This window comes from Steroidobacter sp., assembly GCF_036406195.1.
Taxonomy (GTDB): domain Bacteria; phylum Pseudomonadota; class Gammaproteobacteria; order Steroidobacterales; family Steroidobacteraceae; genus Steroidobacter.
On record NZ_DASWVW010000027.1, the window covers coordinates 189,577 to 212,114 of the forward strand.

Genomic DNA, 22,538 nt, shown 5'->3' on the forward strand with positions numbered 1-22,538 from the left:
GGTATCGTCGCTCAGAAGAAAATCGACAAACCGAGATGCGCTTCTAGATTATTGACGATCTTCTTCTCGCCCAGCAGGTCGGTGTCGAAGATGTGGTCGCGCACGTCGAAGTGCACGGCGATCCAGTCCGAGGGCAGCACGCGAAAGCCGAAGCCGCCGTTCACGGTGAACCGGTCGTCGCCGCCGAAGGTGGTGCTGCCGATGCCGGCGACCAGGTAGAACGCGCTGTTATAAGCGCGGTTCTTGCCGATGAAGATCTCGCCTGGCAGCGCATTCCAGCCCATGGACAGCGCGTAATAGGTGTAGTCGCGATCGTCGTCCTCGAGGATGTCGGCCGAGCCGGACAGGTTTTCGTAGCTGGTGCGACCGGCGCGCGACTGGCCGAGGGTGCCTTCCAGGAAGAAGTCCTCGGTGAGGTGATAGGCGAGGCGTGCGCCGTACACCACGTTGCTCTCGAAGTCCTCGATGCTGAGCACGCCGACATAGGCACCGAGCTCGAAGTCCTCGGTGTCGATGCGCGGACGCTTGATCTCGCGGCGCTCGACTTGCGGGTCGATGATGGGCCGCTGATCCGGCTCGCCGGTGAGCGGCTCGGCGTTGGCGGCGGGCGCGACGGGTTCCGGCCGGCCGTCGTCACGGCCACCGATGAGGGAGCAGCCCGGCAGCACCGTGACCGCCAGAACGCTCAGAAAAAGAAGGCGAAACCGAGATACTTCCATTCGTCCACTTCCTGATTGTCGTCGCGGCTCGTGAAGACGATGTTATGGCGATATTCCGAGCGCAACATGAATCGACGGGTGAGATAGAACTGCAGCCCGACGCCGGCATAGGCGATCTGGTCGTCGCGGTCGATGGACTGCACCAGGTTCGTCTTCGGTTCGGTGTACAGGATGCCGGTGCCGAGCGTGAAGTAGGGCGACAGGCGCCACTCGGGCGCGAACAGGTGCATCAGGCCGATGGTGGCGCTGTAGCTGTTGGAGAACTCGCCGGGGATGTGAGTCAGCGCGATCTCGATGGACAGGTTGTCGCTGAACGCGTAGCCGCCGAACACCGACAGCTCGCTGGCGCCGTCGAAGTCGCCGCCCGAGATGCCGCCCTGCCAGCGCCGGCTCATGTAGTTCTCGCGGGCCGGTTCCTGCAGGTCGAGCGGCTCGCCGGTGGGCTCGAGCGTCGCGATCATCTGGTCGCGGGAAGCCCAGCCTTCGATGCCCTGGTCGGTACGCAGCTGGAACCAGTCGGTGCGGCGCTTGACCAGCTCGACCTCGCGGCCGCGCTCGACCACGTGAAAGACGGGATAGCCGCGGCCCGGGCCGGTGTGCAGCTCGATGAACGGATCGGCGATCAGGATCTTGTGCGCCTGATCATCTCCCTGGTCCTCGGCGGCTTCCGCCGCGTGCACGCTCGCCAAAATAAAAGGCAACAGCATCCATAGCCAGTTGAGCGGGCACCTGTGCGGCGTAAGCGACCGAGACATCAATTCTCCGGGGCGGCGAACGGGTCGTTGAAGTACTGCGCGCCGATGTCCAACCATTCGGACACCAAGCGTAACTCACCTGGTGACATAAAGTCGCTATGGTTGACTGTCCCCACGGTACGACCTTCCATCGTATTGAAGAAGCGCGCCGAGGCATTGGCGCCGGCGGCGCTCATCGAAGCCGGCACCTGCCGGAATTCGACGCAGGTCTCCACCATCGTGACCGGGTCCACCACGCTGCGGTCGCAGATGTCCTCCAGCTCGGTCATGGTGGCATTCAGCTGCTGGGCGCGGTCGCCGAACAACAGTTCGCGATAGGAGTTGAAATGCAGCGGCTCCTCCTCGGAAGGACCGTCGGAAAGATCCAGCTGCCCGGCCGGCACGTCCAGCGTCCCGCCCGCGTTCAGCGGCTGGTGACAGCTGTTGCACCGGTTGTTCGCATCGGCAATGCCATCGCCGTCGGTATCGACGATGCGGTCCACGCCCCACAGCGGATGAATATTCCGCTCGTAATGAATGGTGATGCGGCACAGGCTGTTGATCTCGGTGCGGCAGGCCGGCGCCACCGGCAAGACAATTCCGCCGGGCAATGCGTTGGCGGCCGTGCAGATGAAGGGGGAGGTGGTCGGATTGACTGGATCGGTCAGCACGTTGTTCGCGCCGCCCGCGTAACACGCATCCACTTCATTGGTCGCCGGGGGCGTCGCCGGCCAGTAGTCCTTGAAGGCCAGGTCCACGCTCAGCGGGCAGGCGCCCGCGCACATGATCCGCGCGCGAGTCTCGGCCATGGTTTCGCCCATGTCGGCGAACAGGGCCGGGTTGGTACTCGGAAACGGGCTGCCGGTGGTCGGCGCGCCAGCGTTTACGGACTCGGTCATGCCGAAGCGGCCATGGGCCATCGGCGTGGCCGAGTTGCCATTGTGACAGCCGTTGCAGGTCAGCTGCTCGCCCACCTGCAGTTGCAGCCAGTTGGTGTGACGGCCGCCCAGCGCGCCACCGAGTCGCCGACCCTTGGCATCGAGCACGCTGATGGAGAAGGCAACGTTGGCAGGAACCTTCACCTTCACCGAGCCATCCGGCTCGATGGGCGCGTAACCCAGGATTTCGCGCATGCCCAGGGCGCGGTTCCGGCCGAACGCGGTGTTCGAGAAATCGTAGGTATCGTCGTCCGGAATCGAAACGGCCTTCTCGACGCGCAGGAAGCGCGCCGGCCGCGTCGCATAGCCGGCATTGCCGGGATTGCGCACGGTTTCGATGCCGCCCGGCGCGGTGTCGACGCCGTCGATGTCATACACGCTGCGGATGTTCAGGACGCCAACGGCTTCCGCCTGTAGCGTCGTTGGATAGTCCACGCCGGGCACGCGATCGGGAATCACCGTCGGCAACACGCGCTGCGAGCCGGAGACCACTTCGGTGTATATGAAACCTTCCTGCGGCACGACGATGGGGCGCTGCGTGTTCTCGCGCACGTCGTAGACGTAGATGCCATACAGCGGCGGCGCTTCGACGGCATCGGGGTTGCGCAAACGGTCGGCGGTGCAAGGCACGATGCGGTTGTTCTCCACCAGGCGACACTGCGACCAGCTCACCAGCAGCCGGCCGGAGTCGTCGAACAACGGCATGGCGGCCCGATAGCGCCCGCCCGGCGACGGGCCGGGGATGGTGCGCACATCGGTCGGTAACGCTCGCGTCTGCGCCGGCCCGGTCATGCCCAGGTTGGCGGCCGCGGCGGCGCGGGTGTTGTCGACATAGGTCTGGGTATCGATCAGGATCAGGTCGCCGCCCTCACCGGTGCCCCTGAACGGACGGACCAGCGACAAGATGCGGCCGTCCTGCATGGGGCGCGGCATCAGGAACTGGATGGTGCTGGGCGTGTTGGCCGGCGGCACCGGGGTGCCGGTCTGGTGGCTGTTCGCGCCGTACAGCAATTGCAGATCGGAGCCGTCGGGACGCACGGTGTACAGGTCGTACTGATTGTCGTCGATGTGATGTTCCCAGCGCGTGAACACGATGCGCCCGTCCGCCAGCACCGCCGGGTCGAGGTCGTGGCTCTGGTTGAACGAGATCTGATGGATGTTGGTGCCGTTCTTCTCCATCACGTGCAATACGAAGGCGGGCTCGTTGTCGTTCTCGTCCTGCGCGGCGAACTGCGGCTTGTTCTCGTCGATCAGGATGGCGCGCGCCTGCTGCTGCCGGGTCGAGCTGAACACGATCCGCTCGTCGGGCAGGTAGTGCGGCATGATGTCGTGGCCTTCTTCCGCCACGATGTCCGACGCGATGATCCTCGTCAGCGTGCGATTGACGACGTCGTATTCCCAGATGTTCCAGGTCGGCTGGTCTTCCTCGTCGGCGTTCTCGATGAAGCGGGCGCGCATCGAGAAGATCACCTTGGTGCCGTCGTAATTCACATCAACGTCGCGGATGTCGCCCAGGCCCTGGGTGATCTCGCCGGTGAGATTGATTTCGGGCGCTGAGGTGGAGGCGCGGTCGCGCATGTACAGGTCGGCGCCGATCTCGAAGCGCAGCAGCTCGCGCGCGTCGACGTTGGCCAGCTCGTCGTCCTCCGGATCGGGCACCGGCCGCTTCACGTAGAACACCGGGAAATCCAGGGTCACCGGGTCCATGTTCTGGCCGCTGCCGATGGTCACATCGGTACCGCCGCTGCCGCTGTCGCAGCCGCCCAGCATTGCCGCGATCGCGCTCATGAGGAGCACGACCGCGCCGCTGCGCACGGGGGCTCGGTTCGACGCATGGTGACGCGCCTGATGACTCATTGCAGCGTTACTCCGGATGTCGTGTATCGATCAACCAAACATTGTCAGGCAAGTCGATGTCAGGCACTTCGATGTCGACCACGTTGATCCCGGGAGCGCTACGTCGGCGGGGCGCCAATCTTCGACGCGACATATTTCGCCAGCCGTTAAGCGAGTCACAGAGCGAGCGCGATGGTCCCTGATTCCTGGGCCTCATCTGCCGTGATTCGCGGCATTGCGTGAAGCACCTCACATTCCAGTCGCGGCCGAGTCTATTGAATGCAGCCCGGATCCGCGGAATGCGCATCGTGGCGGCGAGACTACACGCGCGCGCGAAGTGTCCGACACTGTCTCCGCCGCGCGACGTATGGCGATTGAGACAGTTAACTGGCTGAAAACACGACCGTATAGTCGCCTGCGAATGTCGGGGGACAACCGACTTTGTATTGGTAGGGCGGGTGGTCCTTAAGACATCGATCGGCGCGGACAAGCGTCCATCCCTGGGTGGGGAAACGAGCTGCATGAGCAACATGAAACGAAGCGATGGCACTTCGCCACTGGCGCGGGCGGCCGCATTGGGCGTGGCGCTGCTGAGTCTGGCGTGGGGGCAACAGGCGCTGGCCGGTCCGCGCGAACAGGCGCGGCGCATGTATGAGCGCCTCACCGGCACTTCGCCGTCGGAGGACTTGCTCGATGACTTGCAGGCCATGCTCGGCGCTGAGCCGACCAGCGCGGCGAGCCGAGAAGCGACTGCGCGTTTCATCATCGATCCCGACCAGCCGCACTCCAAGAATTTCTACTCCGTTACGCTCAAGAACTGGGCCTCGCCCTGGACCAATCGCGACCAGTCCGTCTTCGCGCCGCTGAACGACTACAGCGCCACGGTCGTCGGCCTGGTCAAAGACGATCTCGACTTCCGCCGGGTGCTATGGGACGACGTGGTCTACGTCGGTGCTACCGGCGGCAACATCCGCCCGTACTCGGCCACCAGCAATCAACATTACGACGACCTCGAAAGTAACAACGTCGACCTGCGCACCCTGCAACTCACCGCGCAGTCGTCGCTGAACGGCTTGCCTGCCGCCGCGACCGCTGGCGTCATTACTTCGCGCGCCGGCGCCGAGGCGTTTTTCATCGACGGCACCAATCGCGCGATGTTCCGCTTCACGATGCTGAACCATCTGTGCCGCGACCTCGAGCAGGTGCACGACACGTCGCTGCCGCCCGATCGCATTCGCCAGGACGTGACGCGCAGCCCGGGCGGCGACAGCAGCGTGTTCAACAACAACTGCATCGGCTGCCACAACGTCATGGACTCGATGGCGCAGGCCTTCGCATTCTACGACTTCGACGAGACCGTGCAGCGCCTGGTCTACACGCCGGGCCAGGTGCAGCCGAAGTACCTGATCAACTCCGAAAACTTCAAGCCGGGCTATGTCACCACGGATGATACCTGGGACAACCGCATGCGCCTGCCCGGCCGCAACGACGTCAATGTGCTCGGGTGGGGCCCAGGCACCGGTCATGGCAACGGCGCCAAGAGCCTGGGTCAGGAGCTCGCCAATAGCGGCGCGTTCGCGCAGTGCCAGGCCGAGAAGGCGTTCCGCAAGGTGTGCTTCCGCTCGCCCAGCTCGAGCGCGGAAGCCGAGGCGGTCCGGCAGATCGGCGTAGGTTTCAATGCGGACGGCAGCATGCAGCGAGTGTTCGCGCGGGTGGCTGCGCAGTGCGCCGGCCAATGAGCCCGGTGATCGTCATGAACATCACGAGCAACAACAAACAAATGCGCGCTCACAATCTCAGCATGGCTCGCAAGGTCGCGCGCTTCGCCGCGGTCGCTGCGCTTGGCGTCCTGGTGCTGGCCGGCTGTAGTGGCGGCGGCGCCAAGACCACCGAAAATGCGGCGCCTCCGGCGCAGGGCAACGGCAGCGACTACTCCGGTCCAGTGCCTGCAACGGCGGAAGTCCAGGCGTTCCGCGTGGAGTTCTGGCAACCGGCGCTGGCTACGGCCGGCTGTCAGGGATGTCACAACGCGGGCGGGCAGGCGCCGACCTTCCTGCGCACCGACGACGTGAACCAGGCCTTTCAACAAGCCAACACGGCCGTGAATCGCGAGAACCCGGCGCTGTCGATCTTGGTCACCAAGGTCGCGGGCGGCCACAACTGCTGGCTGGCGGATCCGGGAGCGTGCGCCACCATTCTTACGCGCTGGATCGGCGCGTGGGTGGGCTCGACCGGAACGGGCGGCAGAGAGATCCAGCTGCTCGAACCCACGCCGCAAGATCCGGGCGGCAGCAAGCGCTTCCCGGCCACTCCGCCGGAGGGTTTCTTCGAGGTCTATTCACTGCTCGACCAGCATTGCTCGAACTGCCACCAGGCGGATTCCGCGACGGCGCAGTCGCCGTTCTTCGCGGCGGGCAGCCGCACGGATGATGACATCGAGAGCTCGCCGGAGTACCTGCTGGCGTATCAGGCATCGATTCCCAAGATCAATCTGAACGATCCGGCGCAATCGCGCTTCGTGATTCGCGTGGGCAACGAAAAGCACAACTGCTGGACCAGCGACTGCGAGGCGGACGCAGAGGTGCTGCGCACCGCCATCCAGGCCATGGCCGATCTCATCGCCCCCGACGGGACGCCCACCGGCATGCTCAGCAAGGCGCTCACTCTCTATGAAGGCACCGTCGCGAGCGGCGGCAACCGTTACGAGAACAACCTGATCGCGCTCTACGAATTCAAGACCGGCAGGGGCACCGTCGCGTTCGATACCAGCGGCGTCGCACCGGCGGCGGATCTGAATCTGTCCGGCGAGGACATCGATTGGCAGCGCGGCTGGGGCATCATCATTCGCCAAGGCAAGGCGCAGGCGTCGACCACGGCGAGCCGCAAGTTCCATCAGCTGATCACCGCGACGGGCGAGTACTCGATCGAAGCGTGGGTCGCGCCCGGCAACGTGACGCAGGAAGACGCGCGCATCGTCAGCTACTCCGGCAGCACCGGCGCTCGCAACTTCACCATGGGCCAGCAGCTCTATAACTATGAGTTCGCCGGCCGCAGCAGCGAGACCGACGGCAACGGCGCACCGCGCCTGTCCACCGACCCCGATGCCGAGGTACTGCAGGCCACGTTGCAGCACGTGGTCATGACCTTCGATCCGGTCAACGGCCGCCGCATCTACGTCAACGGCGAATTCACCGGCGATGTCGACGGCGCCGGCGGCGGCACGCTGGATTCGTGGGACAACAGCTTTGCGTTCGTGATCGGTAACGAGGTGAGCAACAACCGTCAGTGGCAGGGCGTGGTGCGCCTGGTGGCGGTCCACAATCGCGCGCTGACCCTGCCGCAGATCCAGCAGAATTTTGAAGCTGGCGTGGGCGAGAAATTCTTCCTGCTGTTCGGCGTGTCGCACCTCATCGACGTGCCGAAGGCGTACATCATGTTCGAAGCCTCGGAATTCGATAACGCCAGTTACCTGTTCAACAATCCGAAGTTCATCAGCCTCGATGCCAACGCCACGCCGGGCAACATTCTTTTGAAGGGCATGCGCATCGGCGTGAACGGCGCCGAGATCCAGGTAGGCCAGGCGTACAAGCTGCTCGACATGACCATCAGCAGTGCCGACTACTCGCCCGAGACCGGCCAGTTGCTGTCCTCGATAGGCACGCTCGTGCCGATGGAGATGGGCGCGGAGCAGGACCAATTCTTCCTGTGCTTCGATGCGCTCGGTACCGAGACCAACGCCTGCACGCAATACACTCCGGGCGTGGCGCCACCGCTGGTCGTGGCGGAGCCGAGCTCCGATATTGGCGTCAAGCTGTTCGACGGCATCAATGCAACGATGGCCGCGATCACCGGCGTCTCGCCGAACAACACAGCCGTGAAGCGTTCGTACGGCAACGTGCGTCAGTCTCTGCCCGCGGTGCACGACATCCAGGGTTATCTGTCCTCGCATCAGACCGCGGTTGCGCAGCTGGCGCTGACGTACTGCAACGAGCTGGTGAACGACAATACGCTGCGTAACACGTTCTTCGGAGGAGCGGTGGACTTCAACGGCTCGCTGACGGCGGCGGGCGCACTGAATGCCGACGGCACTGCGCTGTTGAACGCTCTGCGCGGAAAGACGATCGGCTCGGCGACCACGCAGCCACAACAGGCTGAGTTCGATGCCGCGGTCGGAGGCCTGGTCACGACGCTCTGTACCGCGAGTGCTTGTGGCACCGGCGACCGCACCACCGAGGTCATCACGGCCGCTTGCGGTGCCGCTCTCGGCAGTGCCGCGACACTGGTTCAGTAACGGCCCGGTCTCAAAACAAGGCGAATCGCATGTTAATCATCAAGTCACAACGCAAGCGCGCCCTTGGCCTGAACGAGCCGTTGAAACACGGCTCTCACAAGCGGCCGGTGACTCGTCGCGATTTTCTGGCGCAGGGATTCTCCGCTGGTGCCGCGACGGTAGTCGCGCCCTCGCTGCTGATGCCGCGCCGTGGTGCGGCCGCTGAAGTCGATCCGGCGCTCACCGCCGAGCTGGGGGCTTGCGGTATCACGGGCCTGGGCGGCGGCAAGATCCCGTTCATCTGTTTCGACCTGGCGGGCGGCGCCAACATTGCCGGCTCCAACGTCCTGGTGGGGCAGAGAGGCGGGCAGCTCGACTTCTTGAGCACACAGGGTTATTCGAAGCTCGGACTGCCGGGCAACATGCTGCCCAACAACGCGCAGACCAACTTCATCAATACGGACTTCGGGCTGGCATTCCATCAAGATAGCGCCTTCCTGCGCGGCATGCTCGAAAAGACATCCGAGGCCACACGCGCCTGCGTCAACGGCGCCGTGATCGCGGCGCGTTCCGAGAACGACACCGGCAACAATCCTCACAACCCGATGTATGGCCTGGCGCGGTATGGCGTCAAGGGCAAGTTGCTGACATTGATCGGTTCGCAGAACTCCGACTCCGGCGGCAATTCCATGGCGCCGGCGAGACTCATCGATCCGCAGTACCGGCCCACCAAGATCGATCGCGTCAGCGACGTGACCGGCCTGGTCGACACTGGCGACGTGGCGAAGATTCTCAGCGCCGACGACACTGTTCGGACACTGGAGTCGATGTACCGGCTCAGCAAGAGCAAACTCGATCGCGTGTACACGCTCCTCAACGACAACGTGGACGTTAATGGGCTGATCATGACTCGCGACGCCGCCATAAAGCGGCAGTTGAATTGCGCGTATCTCAAAACCGCGTACACCGTCGCCAATTTCAGCGACCCGGCGGCGTTGAATCCTGCGGCGGACACGCGCATCACCACCTTGTTCGGCGGCGCCAACTTCAGCAACGATCGCGAGTTCGAGAAGACCGCCTCGGTGATGAAACTGGTGATCGATGGCAACGCGGGCGCCGGCACCATCTCCATGGGCGGTTTCGATTATCACACCGGCGAGCGCGCCACCGGCGAAGAGCGTGATCTGCGCGCCGGCCGTTGCATCGGCGCGTGTCTGGAATATGCGGCCAGCCTCCAGGTGCCGGTGCCTCTCATGATCTATGTCTTCAGCGACGGCTCGCTATCGTCCAACGGTCGTGTCGACGATTCGGCGGGCGGTCGTGGCAAGGGTGAATGGACCGGCGACAATCAACAGACCGCGGCATCGTTCTTCCTCGTGTACAACCCGGGCGGCCGTCCCGCGCTACTGGACGCCGCCAACCCGGCGGCGGCCGCGCTTCATCAACAGATCGGGTGGTACAGCGCTGGCGGCGACGTGGTCACCAGCAGCAGCCCCGCGGCCAACAACGTCAATCTGCTGGTGGAAACCGTACTGCTCAACTACATGGCCTTGCATGGCGATGAAGGTCTGTACACAGGCCCGCTGGGCAATCCCGCCGGCCTGCGCGGCTTGATCGCGTTCGAGCCCATCTTGTGATCGTTTTGCGCTGTTGACCCATGTTGATTTTCGAAGCCCGGCGCTCGCCGGGCTTTTTCTTTCCGCGCGTTTCGCGCGCGTGAAGATGCGCGGTAATCGCGCGGAACGAATCTGGCCTCCTACACGATTTCTGTCCGAATAGTTGTTGCATTTCAGGGCGAATCGCCAAAACATCGCGCGATTGGCGCCATCGCGCCGCTGCTAAAGTCTCTCCAACATGGCTACCAACATGGTTATCAGCGCAAGCAGCGACAGGCCTTCCCAACAGCTGCACAGCCCATACCGATTCTCGGTCGAGCAGTACTACCGCATGGCCGAAGTCGGTCTGCTCGCGCGGGATGCGCGCACCGAGCTGATCGAAGGAGAGATCTGCGATATGCCTCCGATAGGATGTCCGCACGCGGCCACGGTGGCATGGCTGCATCGGCAACTGGCCCATGCCATTGGCGATCGCGCGTGGGTGGTCGAGCAATATCCTCTTCGGCTCAGCCGCCATACCGAGCCGCAGCCCGATCTGATGGTGTTGCGGTCGCGGCGCGGTCTCTATTGGGATGCCCACCCGACGGCGCGCGACGCTCTGCTCGTCATCGAGGTGAGCGACAGCAGCTGGCTCTACGATCGCGAAGTCAAAGTGCCTCTGTATGCTTCGTATGGCGTACAGGAACTCTGGCTGGTGGATGTTTGCCTGGGCGAGCTCGGCTGTTACAGAGCGCCGCACGCGGGCTCGTACGTGGAGCAAACATCCATACGGGCGCCGGTCTCGTTGCCCGTGCCGTCATTGGATGTGTACGTCGACCTGATGCAGCTCTTCCGCCTGGCCGAACACCAGGCCGATCATTCCGTCTCGTAGCGCACCTCGACGAACAGCGTGCGCCCGCGGCCGGGGAAGTAACGATAGTTGCCGAACGCGAAGTCGGCGCGATCGGCGTACGCGCGATCGATGACATTGTTGAGGCGCAGGATGGTGCGCCAGTTCTGCGTGGCTTGCCAGCTCACGCGCAGATTCAAAAGATCGTGCCCGCCGTACTCATGATCGTTGCTGGCGTCCACGAAATAGCTGCCCACGGAAATCCATTCCAGCTCGGCGGTTGCCGACGGCAGGAAGCTCCAGTTCAAACGCGCGCTGTTGATGTGGCGGGGCGCCGTATCGATGTCACGACCGGCCACGATCGTTTCGCCTTGCTCCACCGCGCGGTTGAAATCATAAGTGTGTTTGGCGTACGTGCCCGCCAGCGCCAATGACAGTGTGTCAATCGGCGCCCAGGCAAACTCATACTCGACGCCTTCATGATCGGTGCGGCCGTCGCTGACATTGAATCCGTTCGAGTCACGGAAGATGACGTTGTCCTTTTCCATCTTGAAGCCGGCCAGCGAATAGTCCAGCGGACCAACGCGGCCACGCGCGCCCAGCTCGATGCTGTCCAGCCGCTCCGAATCGAGATTCGCCGCTGACTGCTGACGTTGCAGGCGATACAACTCGTTGGTGTCCGGCGCGCGATAACCGCGCGTCGCGGTCATATATAAAGTGTGATCGTCGTTGAGCTCGTAGCTGAGCCCGAGCTTGGAGGTCACATTGTTGAAGTCATCGCTGCGATCCGCTGGGCGATTGTACAAGCAGCCGGCGCCGCCGCAGGGCGTGCCATCGTCGGCGGTATTGCCGGCGAGCATGCGGTTGTCATAGTCGTATTCGACGTATTCGAAACGAACGCCGGCGATCGCTTTCCAGCGCTGCGCGAACGGCTGCTCGATCTGTCCGTACACAGCGGCCACGCGGCTGTCCACTTGATAGTCGTAGTGCTTGCCCGCGGGCCGGATGGCGTTGGCGGCGGGCGCACCGTCGGTCGCCGGTCCGGGTTGTGTTTCTTTCAGGAAGCCTTGTGCGAATTCCACATCGACGCCGGCCAGAATGTGCGTGTTGTCGAATGCCGTGATATCGAACGACGTGAGCACGCCCATCGACTCCTGGCCGTTTTCCTCGGAAGGCTTGCCGATCAGGAAGTGCTGCAGAAAATCCATCCGCGAGTAGCGAGCGTACGGGCGCACCGACAGATGCACGCGCTCGCTCAGGGGTTGCTCATAACGGCCCGTCAGCCGCACCGCATACGCATCGCGATACGCTTCCGGATTGGGATTCGACTTGGCGATGGCTTCGTTGCGATAAGCATTGAAGCCTTGAATGAACCCGGCGGTTTCCTGGTTCAAGTTGGTGGCGGCGAGGTTCAGTCCGAGCACCGCGTCGCCCCGCCGATGCGTCATGCCGATATTCAGCTTCTGCTCTTCGATGCCGGAGCTGTCGCGCCAGCCACCATCGTGCACGGCCATGACGACACCGCCAATGTCGGTCGCATCGCTGTTGCGACTGAGCCCGAACTTGGCGCGGTAGTAGTCGTCCGCGCCCGCTTCGAGTGCCAGGCTGGCTGGCGGCAGATCGCCGGGTTGGGCTGGAATGACGTTGATCGCGCCGTGCATTGCGCCCGAGCCGTACAATACGCCGGCCGGTCCGCGCAGGATTTCGATCGAGCCCGCCTGCTCGCTGTTGACCTCGAACAGCTCGTTGACGTTGCAGAATCCCGTCGGCCGGATCGGAATGCTGTCCTCCAGGAACAGAAACACGCCGCACGAGCCGGGGCCGCTCAACACGGGAGAGCGAATCGCAGTCAGGCTTTCCTGGCCATTGTTGCGTTGGATCATCGCGCCGGGCGCGCGATTCATGATTTCGCTGTGATGTGTCGAGCCCACGACGGTGACGTCGTCGTGTTTCACCAGCGAAATGCTGCCGGTGAAATCGCGCAGCGCTTCGGCCTGCCGCGAGCCTGTGACCACGACTTCTTCGACTTTCCTTCCACTGCGCTCGGCCGCCTGAACGCTCGTGCAGGTCACGGCAACGCAGCCGAGAGCCAGGTAGCCGAGAGCCAGGTAACTCGAGTTTCTGCCACCGAAGTGGACCGTTGAACCGAAGCGCAATCCACGCATGATTGATAACCTTCGTTGCATCGAACGTCAGGACATCTCGTCAGGGTGACGGCAAAGCGAACGCAATGACGTAATCGCCCTGCGTGGTCTTTAGACCCCCATGACCGCCGGCGGCGATCACCACGAACTGACGCCCGCCGATTTCATAACTCATGGGCGTGGCCTGCCCGCCCGCCGGCAGCCGGCCCTTCCACAACTCACGGCCGGTCTCGATAGCGAAGGCGCGCAGGTAATTGTCGGTAGCCGCGCCGACAAAGACCAAGCCGCCCGCGGTCACCAGGGGACCGCCCATGTTCGGCATACCGATTGTCCGGGACGGCACGAACCAGGGTGTGCGATCGCGCGTCGAGCCGAGCACTACTTGCCAACGAATGGCGTTGCGGCGCAGATCCACCGCCGCCAGCGAGCCCCAGGGTGGAGCGGTGCAGGGCAATCCGAACGGGGATGCCAGCATTTCCCGACGCATGCCGTAGGGCGTGCCTTGCTGGCGCGCGAACTCCGAATCGGGATGCAGGCCGGAATCTCTCATCTCGTCATAGCCATCGCGTGGCACCAGTGTCACGACCATGGGCAGGTGATTGACCGCCGCAAGGATGAGTTGGCGCTCCGGGTCGTATGCGAGCGAGCCCCAATTCACGCCGCCCACAAAGCTCGGCGACAGAATGGTTCCTTGCAGGCTCGGCGGTGTGAACAAACCTTCCGACCGGTATTTGCCGATGAGAGCGCGGCAGCGGCCGCGGTCGAACACGGTCAGCCCCCAGGCATCCTGCGGCGTAATGGCAGCGTGCGAAACCAGCGCGGGTGTCGCGGGGAAGGGTTGCGTTGGCGAGGCGGCTTCCCCGGGGATGGTCGACCGCGGCACGGGCCGTTCGACGATCTCGAATACCGGCTCGCCTGTCTCGCGATCGAAGATGAACAACATGCCGGTCTTCGTTGCTTGCACCACCGCGGCAATGGCTTTGCCCTCGCGCTCGATGTCGATCAGCATCGGTTGAGCCGCGAGATCGTAGTCCCACAAGTCGTGATGAACGAGCTGTCGATACCAGACCAGTTCGCCGCTCTCCGCTCGCAACGCGACCAGCGAGTTGGCGTAGTTGTTCAGCCCCGGCCGTTCGCCACCGAAGAAATCCGGGCTGGCGCTGCCGGTGGGAACGAACACCAGGCCCCGACCTGCGTCGACAGAGAGAATGGACCAGGCATTCGCGCCACCGGTCTTGTGCGCGGATTCTTCGGTCCAGCCTCGTGTCGAGGCCTCGGCCGCCGTCGTGGGAATCGGATCCCACGACCAGCGTTGCTGGCCGGTGCGGGCATCGAAGGCGCGAACGATGCCGCGTTCCAGCTCCACGCCGCGATTGTCACCGATCGCCGCGCCTACGATGAGCAAGTCGCGATAGATCGCCGGCGGCGATGTCACCATATATTCGCCACGTTCGGTAGGCCGTGCGCCGGCAGCGAGATCGACCTCACCGCCGATGCCGAAGTCCGCGCACCGCGCGCCATCGCGAGCGTCGAGCGCGATCAATCTGGCATCCAGCGTGCCCATGAAAATGCGTTGTGAGCAACGAGCATTCGGCTCGGCGGTCTCGTCCGCCCACCAGGACACGCCGCGCGAAGTGGCTTCGGCATAGCGCACGTGGCGCGGAATCTTTGGATCATGACGCCAACGAAACTTGCCCGTGGCCGCCTCGAGCGCGATCACGATGTTGGTGGGCGTGCTGAGATAAAGCGTGTCGCCGATGAGTATCGGGGTCGCTTCGAAGGACATTTTCTCGGCCTGCACGAAGCCCACGCCGAGATCGCCGGTGCGAAACGTCCAGGCGATTTCCAGCTCCGCGACGTTCTTGGGAGTAATTTGCCTGGACGCGGCATGACGCGTACCGCCGGCATCGCCGCCGTAGCTCTGCCATTGGGGTTCGTTGTCGTGCAGTCTGCGGCGAGAGGGCGCGGCGTCGGCGCTTTGAGTGGCGAGACCGGCGATGTTGCTCGCCAGCGTGATCCAAACAAGCGTGGCTAACCGGCGACAGGTGGACATCATGGAAAAAGCGTATCGGCGAAGGTTGGGCGCCACAAGATCCGCGGCAAGATCTCATGAAATTCGCTAGGAGCTCACATTGAAGAAGCCACTGGTTGCCAATGGCCGGCCGGAAGGAAAGGCTTGTGCGGTTGCCGGCGACTACTGGGGAACTGGCTTATACTTTTCGAAATGAAGGCCCTTCTCGCATGCCGCGCGCGGCGCTTCCCAGTGCCATTGGTCGCGATGTTCATCGCGCTGGTCCTCGGCGCATCGTCGATCCCGACTTCCCTGGCTGGCGCAACCGAGCAGGCACGACCCCGCGTCGGCCTGGTCTTGAGCGGCGGCGGCGCACGGGGTGCGGCCCACGTGGGCGTGCTCAAGGTGATCGATGAAATGCGCATTCCCATCGACGCCATCGCCGGCACCAGCATGGGCGCCGTCGTCGGCGGGTTGTATGCGTCGGGCATGCCGGTTTCGGACATTGAAAAACTGCTGCGCTCGGTGAATTGGGAAGACGCGTTTCGTGATCGGCCGCCGCGCGAGGAGCTGGGCTTCCGCCGCAAGCAGGACGATCGGGAATTCCTGGTGCGTTATGCGTTGGGAGTGACCGACAAGGGGTTTGTACTCCCTCGCGGCCTGGTTCAGGGCCAGAAGCTGGAGCAGGTGTTGCGTGGCGCCTCGCTGCCGGTCGCCGCCGTGCGCAGCTTCGACAACCTGCCCATTCCGTTTCGCGCCGTGGCCACCGACCTGGAGACGGGTGAGGCCGTCATTCTCGATTCGGGCGACCTGGTGACGGCGATGCGCGCCAGCATGTCGGCGCCCGGCGTGTTCGCGCCGGTCGAGCGCGATGGCCGATTGCTGGTCGACGGCGGGCTCGTGGAGAACCTACCCGTTGACATTGCCCGCTCGATGAATGTCGATGTGCTGATCGTGGTCGATGTGAGTTTCCCGCTGTACGCGCGCGAAGATCTCACGTCACCGATCGAAATCACCAACCAGGCATTCGCCATCCTGGTTCGCAGCAGGACCCGGCAACAGCGCGCACTGCTCGGTCCGAACGACGTTATCATCGAGCCTCCGCTGGGCCGGTTTCCTTCCGCTGATTTCGCACGCGTGCCGCAAGCTTTGCGTGCCGGCGAGGAGGGGGCGCGCGAAGCAACGGCTTCGCTGCAGAAACTCTCGCTGAGTCCTGATGATTACTTACGCTATCTGGCGACTCGCAATCCGCGCGATGGCAGCCTGCCGACCATTGCCTTCGTGCGTGCCGATCCGCGCTCGATGGAGTACGACCCCCTGGTCAAGGCCACCATGGGCAACCTGGTCGGCAAGGCCATGGATTCCGATCAGGTGCGCAAGCAGTTGTCGTCGCTGTACGCGTTGGATCGTTTCGAGTCCATCGATTACAACTTGATCGAAGAGGACGGTCACGCCGGGCTCGAGCTGGACATGCGCCGCAAGAGCTGGGGCCCGAACTACGTGCGCTTCGGCCTGAACCTGGAAGACAACTTCGAGGGCACCAGCCGTTACAACGCGGCGATGCGCTTCATCGCGACGGAGTTGAACGGTCTGGGCGCCGAGTGGCTCACCGACCTGCAGATCGGCGACAACCCCAAGTTCTTCACCGAGCTGTATCAGCCGCTGTCGCTGGCCAGCCGCTACTTCATCGCGCCGAGCTTCGATTTCGAAGAGCGCAGCGTGTTCCAGCTGCGGGGCCGGGACCTACTGGCCGAATATCGAGTGCGCACTTTGCAGGGCGGCCTGGACGTGGGACGCGAGCTATCGAACTGGGGCGAGATCCGGCTCGGCATGCGTCGTGGCACCGGCCGCGCGCGCGTGCTAATCGGCGATCCCACCTTGCCGGTGGATGAGTTCGATCGCGGCGGCTACTTCGCGCGCTTCTCTTACGACAAGCTCGACAGCATCTTCTTCCCGCGCCACGGTCAGCAATTCGAGTTCCAGTGGCGCGGTGAACGCAGCAACATCGGCTCGGAGGAGAACCTCGACGCCTTCGAGATGTCCTGGCTGGTGGCGCGATCCTTCGAACGCCACACATTGATCTTCTGGCTGGAAGGCGGCACGACGGCGGATGCGGAAGTGGCGCGTCCCGAGAATTTTTACTCGCTCGGCGGGTTCCTGAATCTATCCGGCTTGCCGGCGGGCTATCTGGCCGGCCCGCACTATGGCATCGGGCGACTCATTTATCAGCGACGTGTCGGTCGCGGCGGGAAGGGGGTGCTGGACTTTCCAGCGTATGCGGGCCTCTCGCTGGAGGCCGGCAACACCTGGCTGGACAGCGCCGACGCCAGCTTCGGCGACCTGCGCAAGAACGCCAGCCTGTTCTTCGGCCTGGATTCGCCGCTCGGCCCGGTGTACCTGGCGGCGGGCTACGACCAGGACGGTGACAAAGCCTTCTACCTGTTCCTGGGCCGAACCTTCTAGCGGGCGTGAACGGCCCCTCACCCGCAAGCCCCCTCACCCCGGCCCTCTCCCCAAAGGGGAGAGGGTGCCCCTATGTCGTTGTCAACGGGTTTTCTGCTCTGGGCGGGCTGTACAGCGTCCCGTCCCTGAGCATGGCGAACAAGACATCACAGCGCCGGCGAGCTAGCGCAATGAGGGCTTGATTGTGGCGCTTACCTTGGCTGATCTTGCGAGCGTAGTACGCCTTCGAGATGGGATCTCGAAGCGCTGCGAACGCAGACAGGAACAGAGCACGCTTGAGCTGTTTGTTTCCTCGTCTCGAAGGATGCTCGCCCCGGATGGACGAGCCAGAGCGCCGCGTGACCGGCGCAAGCCCGGCATAGGCGGCCAAGTGTGCAGCCGAGGCGAACGCGCGGGTGGCCACATCGATCAGGAGTCTCGCGGCGGTCCTGACCCCGACTCCCGGCATGCTGGTCAGGACTGGGTGAAGAGGGTGAGCAAGCACTCGTTGCTCGACTTCTCGGGCGATATCGTCGCGCTGGCGGCGCAAGGCGGCCAGTTGCTGCGAAAGGCGCGGCAGGACGATCGCTGCGGCTTGAGTGCCCGCCACCACGACGGTTTGTTCCGAAAGCGCCTGGACGATTTGAGCGGCCCAGGTTCTGCCCATGCGCGGCGCGAGTTTGCTCAGGCGGCTGGCGAGTTGTTTCTCGCTCATCGAGGCGAGCTTCGCCGGCGAGGGATACCGCTCGATCAGATCGAGGATTGCCGGGTGATCCAGATGAGATCCGATGACTCGCTCCAGCGCCGGATGGATCTGCGTGAGCAGGCCGCGGATGCGATTGCTGGTCTGCGTCATCTGACCGACGAGGTCGTCATCGAAGCCACACAGCATGGTGAGTTCAGCGACGTCATGGTCGCCGATCTTCAGCGAACGCAGCGTGTGCGGCAGGCTGCGAGCAGCCTCGGCAATGATGTAGGCATCGCGCGCATCAGTCTTGGCTTCCCCGGCGTGCAGATCGGCGATACGTCGCATCGCGAGCCCTGGCAGATACGCGACCAAGGCGCCCTCGTCGCGTGCGACAGCGACCGGCAGCGCGCCCACGGTGGCGGGTTGATCGACGACGAGCAAGATCGGGCCATGCGCTTTGAGCTTGGCGATGAGCGCTCGCAACTTCGCTTCATCGTTGGGCAGAGCGCTGTCGAGCAGGCGCTTGCCGGCACGGTTCAATGCAACGGCATGATGCGCACCCTTGCCCACGTCAACGCCGACGAAGACCTGGATGGCTTCATGCTGATCGAGATCAGTCATGCATACTCCTGAGAATCACAAGCTTGGCCAGCGACACAGGGCGACTGATCTCGGCATCCACGTTACGAGCGACCTCGGAATGACTCCGGATCCAGCCCCTATCAGCGATCATCAGCCGCCGACCAGACCCGGTGACAACACCCCCCGGATCATGGACGACTGGGGGCAGGAATCATGCCGGGCCTGGCTGGCCGATCCCAGGATACCTGGGATGCGAAGAAGGTAACGGGGCACTCAAGGCGCTGAGCGCTCCTCCCTATGATTTCGCGGCAACTGTGACGAGACGGATCAATAAGACGCGACTGGCCAAGCCCAGTCACGGTTGTTTCTCAATCTTCATTCGACCCGGCCATCGGCACCTGCCTGCGCGCCGTGGACCCATCCGCTATGCAGCAGCGGCTCGACTTTCGCTTTCCTGCGCGTACCTCTGACAGATTCACATGGCCCTGAAAAAATCCGACCTCTATTCCTCGATCTGGGCTTCGTGCGATGAGCTGCGTGGCGGCATGGATGCCAGCCAATACAAGGACTACGTCCTGTTCATGCTGTTCATCAAGTACGTGTCCGACAAGTACGCGAATTACGACGGCTTCGAGCCGCCCATCGTTATTCCCAAAGGGGCGAGCTTCAGGGACATGGTTGCCTTGAAGGGCGATCCCAACATCGGCGACAAGATCAATACGCAGGTCATCCAGCCGCTGATCGATGCCAATACGCGGCTTGCCCGCAGCGACTTTCCCGACTTCAACGATCCGAACAAGCTCGGCGATGGCGAGGCGCGCGTGCAGCGGCTCGGCAACCTCATCGCCATCTTCGAAAACCCAGCGCTCGACTTCGCACAGAACCGTGCCGAGCACGACGACATTCTTGGCGATGCCTACGAGTACCTGATGCGGCATTTCGCCACACAAAGTGGCAAGAGCAAAGGCCAGTTCTACACACGCCGAGGTCAGCCGCATCATTGCCAAAGTGCTCGGGATCGGCCCGCATAACACCACCGCCGGAACTACCGCCTACGATCCGACATGCGGCTCGGGTTCACTGTTGCTCAAGGTCGCCGCCCAAGCCGGAAGGCACATCACGCTGGAAGGACAGGAGAAGGACAGTACTACCGCCGGTCTTGCGCGGATGAACATGATCCTGCACGACTTCCCTGGAGCCAATATTGCTTCTGGCGGGGAAGGCACCTTGGTGAAGCCGCGATTTTTCGATGGCGAGCAGCTTCGCACCTATGACTACGTCGTGGCCAATCCGCCCTTCTCAGACAAGACGTGGTCGACCGGACTTACGCTGGGGGAGAGTGGCAAGGGTGATCCGCACAAGCGGTTCACCTGGGGTGTGCCGCCCAAGAAGCAAGGCGACTACGCCTACTTGCTGCACATCATCCGTAGCATGAAAAGCACTGGCAAGGCTGCTTGCATCCTGCCGCATGGTGTGCTTTTCCGAGGCAATGCGGAGGCTGCTATCCGCAAGAACCTGGTTCAGTCCGGCATGCTGAAGGCGATCATCGGCTTGCCAGCCAACCTATTCTACGGCACTGGCATCCCCGCGTGCATCCTGGTTCTGGATAAGGCGAACGCCCAGGCTCGCAAAGGCATCTTCATGATCGATGCTTCCAAAGGCTTCCGGAAGGATGGTCCCAAGAACCGCTTGCGCGATCAGGACATTCACAAGATCGTCGATACATTCCGCAAGCAGGATGAGAGCGATCCGCGCTACGCGCGTATGGTGCCGCTCAGCGAGATTTCCGATCCCAAGAACGACTATAACCTCAATCTGCCGCGCTATATCGATAGCAGCGAGCCTGAAGACCTGCAGGATATTGAGGGTCACCTTCGCGGCGGTATTCCGGAGCGGGATCTTGATGCACTGGGCGAATATTGGAAGATCATGCCGGCGCTGCGTGCGACGCTTTTCGATGTCCTGCGCCCTGGCTATGCGGCCCTCAAGTTACCCATCGCCGAGGTGAAAGCCACCATCCTGGGGCACCCCGAGTTCACTGCATTCCAGGCGCAGGTACGTGATCTCTTCGCTCGCTGGCGCAAAACCTATCGGCCCGAGATGGTGGGTTTCGGGCAGAACAGTCATCCGAAGGCGTTGATCGAAACGCTGTCCGAGAGCCTGCTTGCCGCCTTTCGCGAAGCGCCGTTGGTGGACGCTTACGACATCTATCAGCACCTGATGGACTACTGGGCCGAAACGTTACAGGATGACGCTTATCTGATCGCTGCCGTGGACTGGCAGGCAGCCGCCAAGCCGCGCGAAATCCTCCAGATGAAGAACAAGGAAGGGAAGCTCTTCTGGCCGGAGAAGGAGGACTACAAGCGCGGCAAGCGGCGTTTCAAATCGGATCTCGTGCCTGCGGACCTGGTCATCGATTGCTACTTTGCTGCCGAACGTGATGCCATTGCCGCTCTGGAAGCAGAACTCGCTGTCATCGAGCAGCAATTGGATGAGAAGCGCGAGGAGCAGGGCGGCGAGGATGGGCTGCTGGTGGAAGTGATCGAGGGCGAGGGTGACAAGCAGAAGATCACCGCCAAAGCGGTGAAGGCCCGTCTCAAGGAAATTGGTAGGGACCCTGACTACGTCGAAGAGTGTAACGCGCTCGAGGAGTACGGAGCGCTGCTCGATCAACAGGTCGATACCAAGTCAAAGATCAAGTTCTCACAGGAGGCGCTGGAAGAGAAGCTCCATGCGAAGTATTCCGCGCTTACTGAGGACGAGGTAAAGGTACTGGTTGTTGATGACAAATGGCTGACCGCACTCGCCGCCGTCGTGCAGGGTGAGCTTGACCGTGTGTCGCATACTCTCGCTCTGCGATTAAGTCAGCTCGCCGAACGCTACGCAACTCCGCTACACCAGCTCGTAGAGCACCTGGATGCGATTGGTGTCAAGGTAGACAAGCATCTCCAGAGAATGGGGGCGGTATGAATGAGAGGCCAGGTTACAAGCCGTGTGAGATCGGGTTCCTTCCGGAGGATTGGCCGATTGAGTTGCTTGGTGACAAGGCAATAAGAGTCGGGAGTGGTCTTACACCCACTGGTGGTAGCCGCGTTTATAAAGACCACGGCCGACCTTTCGTGCGTAGCCAAAACGTCGGATGGGGCACGCTGTTATTGGGCGATCTGGCCTACATCGATGATGCAACCCACGCTACCTTCCCAGACACAGAGATTCGAGTTGATGATGTCTTGCTAAACATCACCGGGGCATCAATCGGTCGCTGCGCCGTCGCAGACGCTAGATTGGAGGGGGGGAACGTCAATCAGCATGTTTGCATTATCCGCGTCGAGAGGGGGTTGCGACCTCGTTTCTTGAACTTCTTCTTGCTATCTGACCCCGGTCAGCGGCAGATCGACAATTTCCAGGCAGGAGGGAACCGTCAAGGCTTGAATTTCAGTCAGGTTCGAAGTATCCGAGTGCCCGTGCCTGGAGAAAGTGAACAGCGAGCCATCGAGGGAGCACTGAGTGACATGGACGAGTTACTAGGTGGTCTGGATCAGCTCATCGCCAAGAAGCGTAACCTGAAACAGGCGGCAATGCAGCAGCTCCTCTCGGGTCAAATCCGGCTCCCCGGTTTCACCGGCAAGTGGGAGATCAAGCGGTTAGGCGATGTCAGTGATTGTGATCCAGAGAGTCTCGCTGGCGATACGGCGCCACATTTCGCATTCAACTACATTGCCCTTGAAG

At 62.7% G+C, this 22,538-nt stretch carries 11 protein-coding genes and 2 pseudogenes; 7 read left to right on the top strand and 6 right to left on the bottom strand.

Annotated elements, in window-relative coordinates; translation table 11 throughout:
• Positions 1-11: 11 nt before the first annotated feature.
• Genes VGE08_RS12450 through VGE08_RS12460 form a run of 3 tightly spaced genes read right to left on the bottom strand, consistent with a single transcriptional unit; the run spans position 12 to position 4,179 of the window.
• Positions 12-719: an outer membrane beta-barrel domain-containing protein gene (locus tag VGE08_RS12450; RefSeq protein WP_331068215.1), complete on the bottom strand. Its 708-nt coding sequence runs from the start codon at positions 717-719 to the stop codon at positions 12-14.
• The gene (locus tag VGE08_RS12455) at positions 686-1,474 is read right to left on the bottom strand and encodes an outer membrane beta-barrel protein (protein WP_331068216.1); all 789 of its coding nucleotides are present in this window, start codon (positions 1,472-1,474) and stop codon (positions 686-688) included. Before VGE08_RS12455 ends, VGE08_RS12450 begins: the two co-directional genes overlap by 34 nt.
• Positions 1,474-4,179 (bottom strand): hypothetical protein, encoded by a 2,706-nt coding sequence (locus tag VGE08_RS12460; protein ID WP_331068217.1) that lies wholly within the window; start codon positions 4,177-4,179, stop codon positions 1,474-1,476. The genes VGE08_RS12455 and VGE08_RS12460 overlap by 1 nt, the downstream gene beginning before the upstream one ends.
• Positions 4,180-4,748: 569 nt before the next feature.
• On the opposite strand from VGE08_RS12460, the gene VGE08_RS12465 reads away from it, so the two are divergent.
• The 4 genes from VGE08_RS12465 to VGE08_RS12480 all read left to right on the top strand — a co-directional run bounded on the left by VGE08_RS12465 (position 4,749) and on the right by VGE08_RS12480 (position 10,984).
• On the top strand, positions 4,749-5,966 hold the full coding sequence (locus VGE08_RS12465) for a hypothetical protein (RefSeq protein WP_331068218.1): 1,218 nt from the start codon (positions 4,749-4,751) through the stop codon (positions 5,964-5,966).
• 14 nt (positions 5,967-5,980) lie between these two features.
• Positions 5,981-8,518: a LamG domain-containing protein gene (locus tag VGE08_RS12470; protein ID WP_331068219.1), complete on the top strand. Its 2,538-nt coding sequence runs from the start codon at positions 5,981-5,983 to the stop codon at positions 8,516-8,518.
• A 29-nt stretch (positions 8,519-8,547) separates the two neighbouring features.
• The gene (locus tag VGE08_RS12475) at positions 8,548-10,134 is read left to right on the top strand and encodes a hypothetical protein (protein WP_331068220.1); all 1,587 of its coding nucleotides are present in this window, start codon (positions 8,548-8,550) and stop codon (positions 10,132-10,134) included.
• Between the two features lie 217 nt (positions 10,135-10,351).
• Positions 10,352-10,984, top strand: coding sequence for a Uma2 family endonuclease (locus tag VGE08_RS12480; protein WP_331068221.1), 633 nt, complete (start codon positions 10,352-10,354; stop codon positions 10,982-10,984).
• On the opposite strand, the gene VGE08_RS12485 is transcribed toward VGE08_RS12480, so the two are convergent.
• Together VGE08_RS12485 and VGE08_RS12490 are read right to left on the bottom strand one after the other, a co-directional pair.
• On the bottom strand, positions 10,969-13,107 hold the full coding sequence (locus tag VGE08_RS12485) for a TonB-dependent receptor (RefSeq protein WP_331068222.1): 2,139 nt from the start codon (positions 13,105-13,107) through the stop codon (positions 10,969-10,971). The two genes, VGE08_RS12480 and VGE08_RS12485, sit on opposite strands and share 16 nt — an antisense overlap.
• A gap of 40 nt (positions 13,108-13,147) precedes the next feature.
• Positions 13,148-15,142, bottom strand: a complete 1,995-nt coding sequence (locus tag VGE08_RS12490) for a pyrroloquinoline quinone-dependent dehydrogenase (RefSeq protein WP_331068223.1) — start codon at positions 15,140-15,142, stop codon at positions 13,148-13,150.
• 168 nt (positions 15,143-15,310) lie between these two features.
• On the opposite strand from VGE08_RS12490, the gene VGE08_RS12495 reads away from it, so the two are divergent.
• On the top strand, positions 15,311-17,560 hold the full coding sequence (locus VGE08_RS12495) for a patatin-like phospholipase family protein (protein ID WP_331068224.1): 2,250 nt from the start codon (positions 15,311-15,313) through the stop codon (positions 17,558-17,560).
• Between the two features lie 70 nt (positions 17,561-17,630).
• On the opposite strand, the gene VGE08_RS12500 is transcribed toward VGE08_RS12495, so the two are convergent.
• The gene (locus VGE08_RS12500; protein WP_331068225.1) at positions 17,631-18,848 is read right to left on the bottom strand and encodes an IS110 family transposase; all 1,218 of its coding nucleotides are present in this window, start codon (positions 18,846-18,848) and stop codon (positions 17,631-17,633) included.
• A gap of 440 nt (positions 18,849-19,288) precedes the next feature.
• Here VGE08_RS12500 and VGE08_RS12505 point away from each other — a divergent pair.
• Positions 19,289-21,779, top strand: a pseudogene (locus VGE08_RS12505) (N-6 DNA methylase).
• Positions 21,776-22,318 (top strand): annotated as a pseudogene (locus VGE08_RS26340) (restriction endonuclease subunit S); the annotation flags it as partial. The pseudogenes VGE08_RS12505 and VGE08_RS26340, both read left to right, overlap by 4 nt.
• Positions 22,319-22,538: the final 220 nt, after the last annotated feature.

Excerpts from the sequence above, each read along its gene's own strand:
- VGE08_RS12450 (WP_331068215.1), bottom strand. The coding sequence starts at position 719 with ATGGAAGTATCTCGGTTTCGCCTTCTTTTTCTGAGCGTTCTGGCGGTC.
- VGE08_RS12485 (WP_331068222.1), bottom strand. The coding sequence starts at position 13,107 with ATGCGTGGATTGCGCTTCGGTTCAACGGTCCACTTCGGTGGCAGAAAC.
- VGE08_RS12500 (WP_331068225.1), bottom strand. The coding sequence starts at position 18,848 with ATGACTGATCTCGATCAGCATGAAGCCATCCAGGTCTTCGTCGGCGTT.
- VGE08_RS12455 (WP_331068216.1), bottom strand. The coding sequence starts at position 1,474 with ATGTCTCGGTCGCTTACGCCGCACAGGTGCCCGCTCAACTGGCTATGG.
- VGE08_RS12470 (WP_331068219.1), top strand. The coding sequence starts at position 5,981 with ATGAACATCACGAGCAACAACAAACAAATGCGCGCTCACAATCTCAGC.
- VGE08_RS12490 (WP_331068223.1), bottom strand. The coding sequence starts at position 15,142 with ATGATGTCCACCTGTCGCCGGTTAGCCACGCTTGTTTGGATCACGCTG.
- VGE08_RS12495 (WP_331068224.1), top strand. The coding sequence starts at position 15,311 with ATGAAGGCCCTTCTCGCATGCCGCGCGCGGCGCTTCCCAGTGCCATTG.
- VGE08_RS12480 (WP_331068221.1), top strand. The coding sequence starts at position 10,352 with ATGGCTACCAACATGGTTATCAGCGCAAGCAGCGACAGGCCTTCCCAA.
- VGE08_RS12475 (WP_331068220.1), top strand. The coding sequence starts at position 8,548 with ATGTTAATCATCAAGTCACAACGCAAGCGCGCCCTTGGCCTGAACGAG.
- VGE08_RS12460 (WP_331068217.1), bottom strand. The coding sequence starts at position 4,179 with ATGAGCGCGATCGCGGCAATGCTGGGCGGCTGCGACAGCGGCAGCGGC.
- VGE08_RS12465 (WP_331068218.1), top strand. The coding sequence starts at position 4,749 with ATGAGCAACATGAAACGAAGCGATGGCACTTCGCCACTGGCGCGGGCG.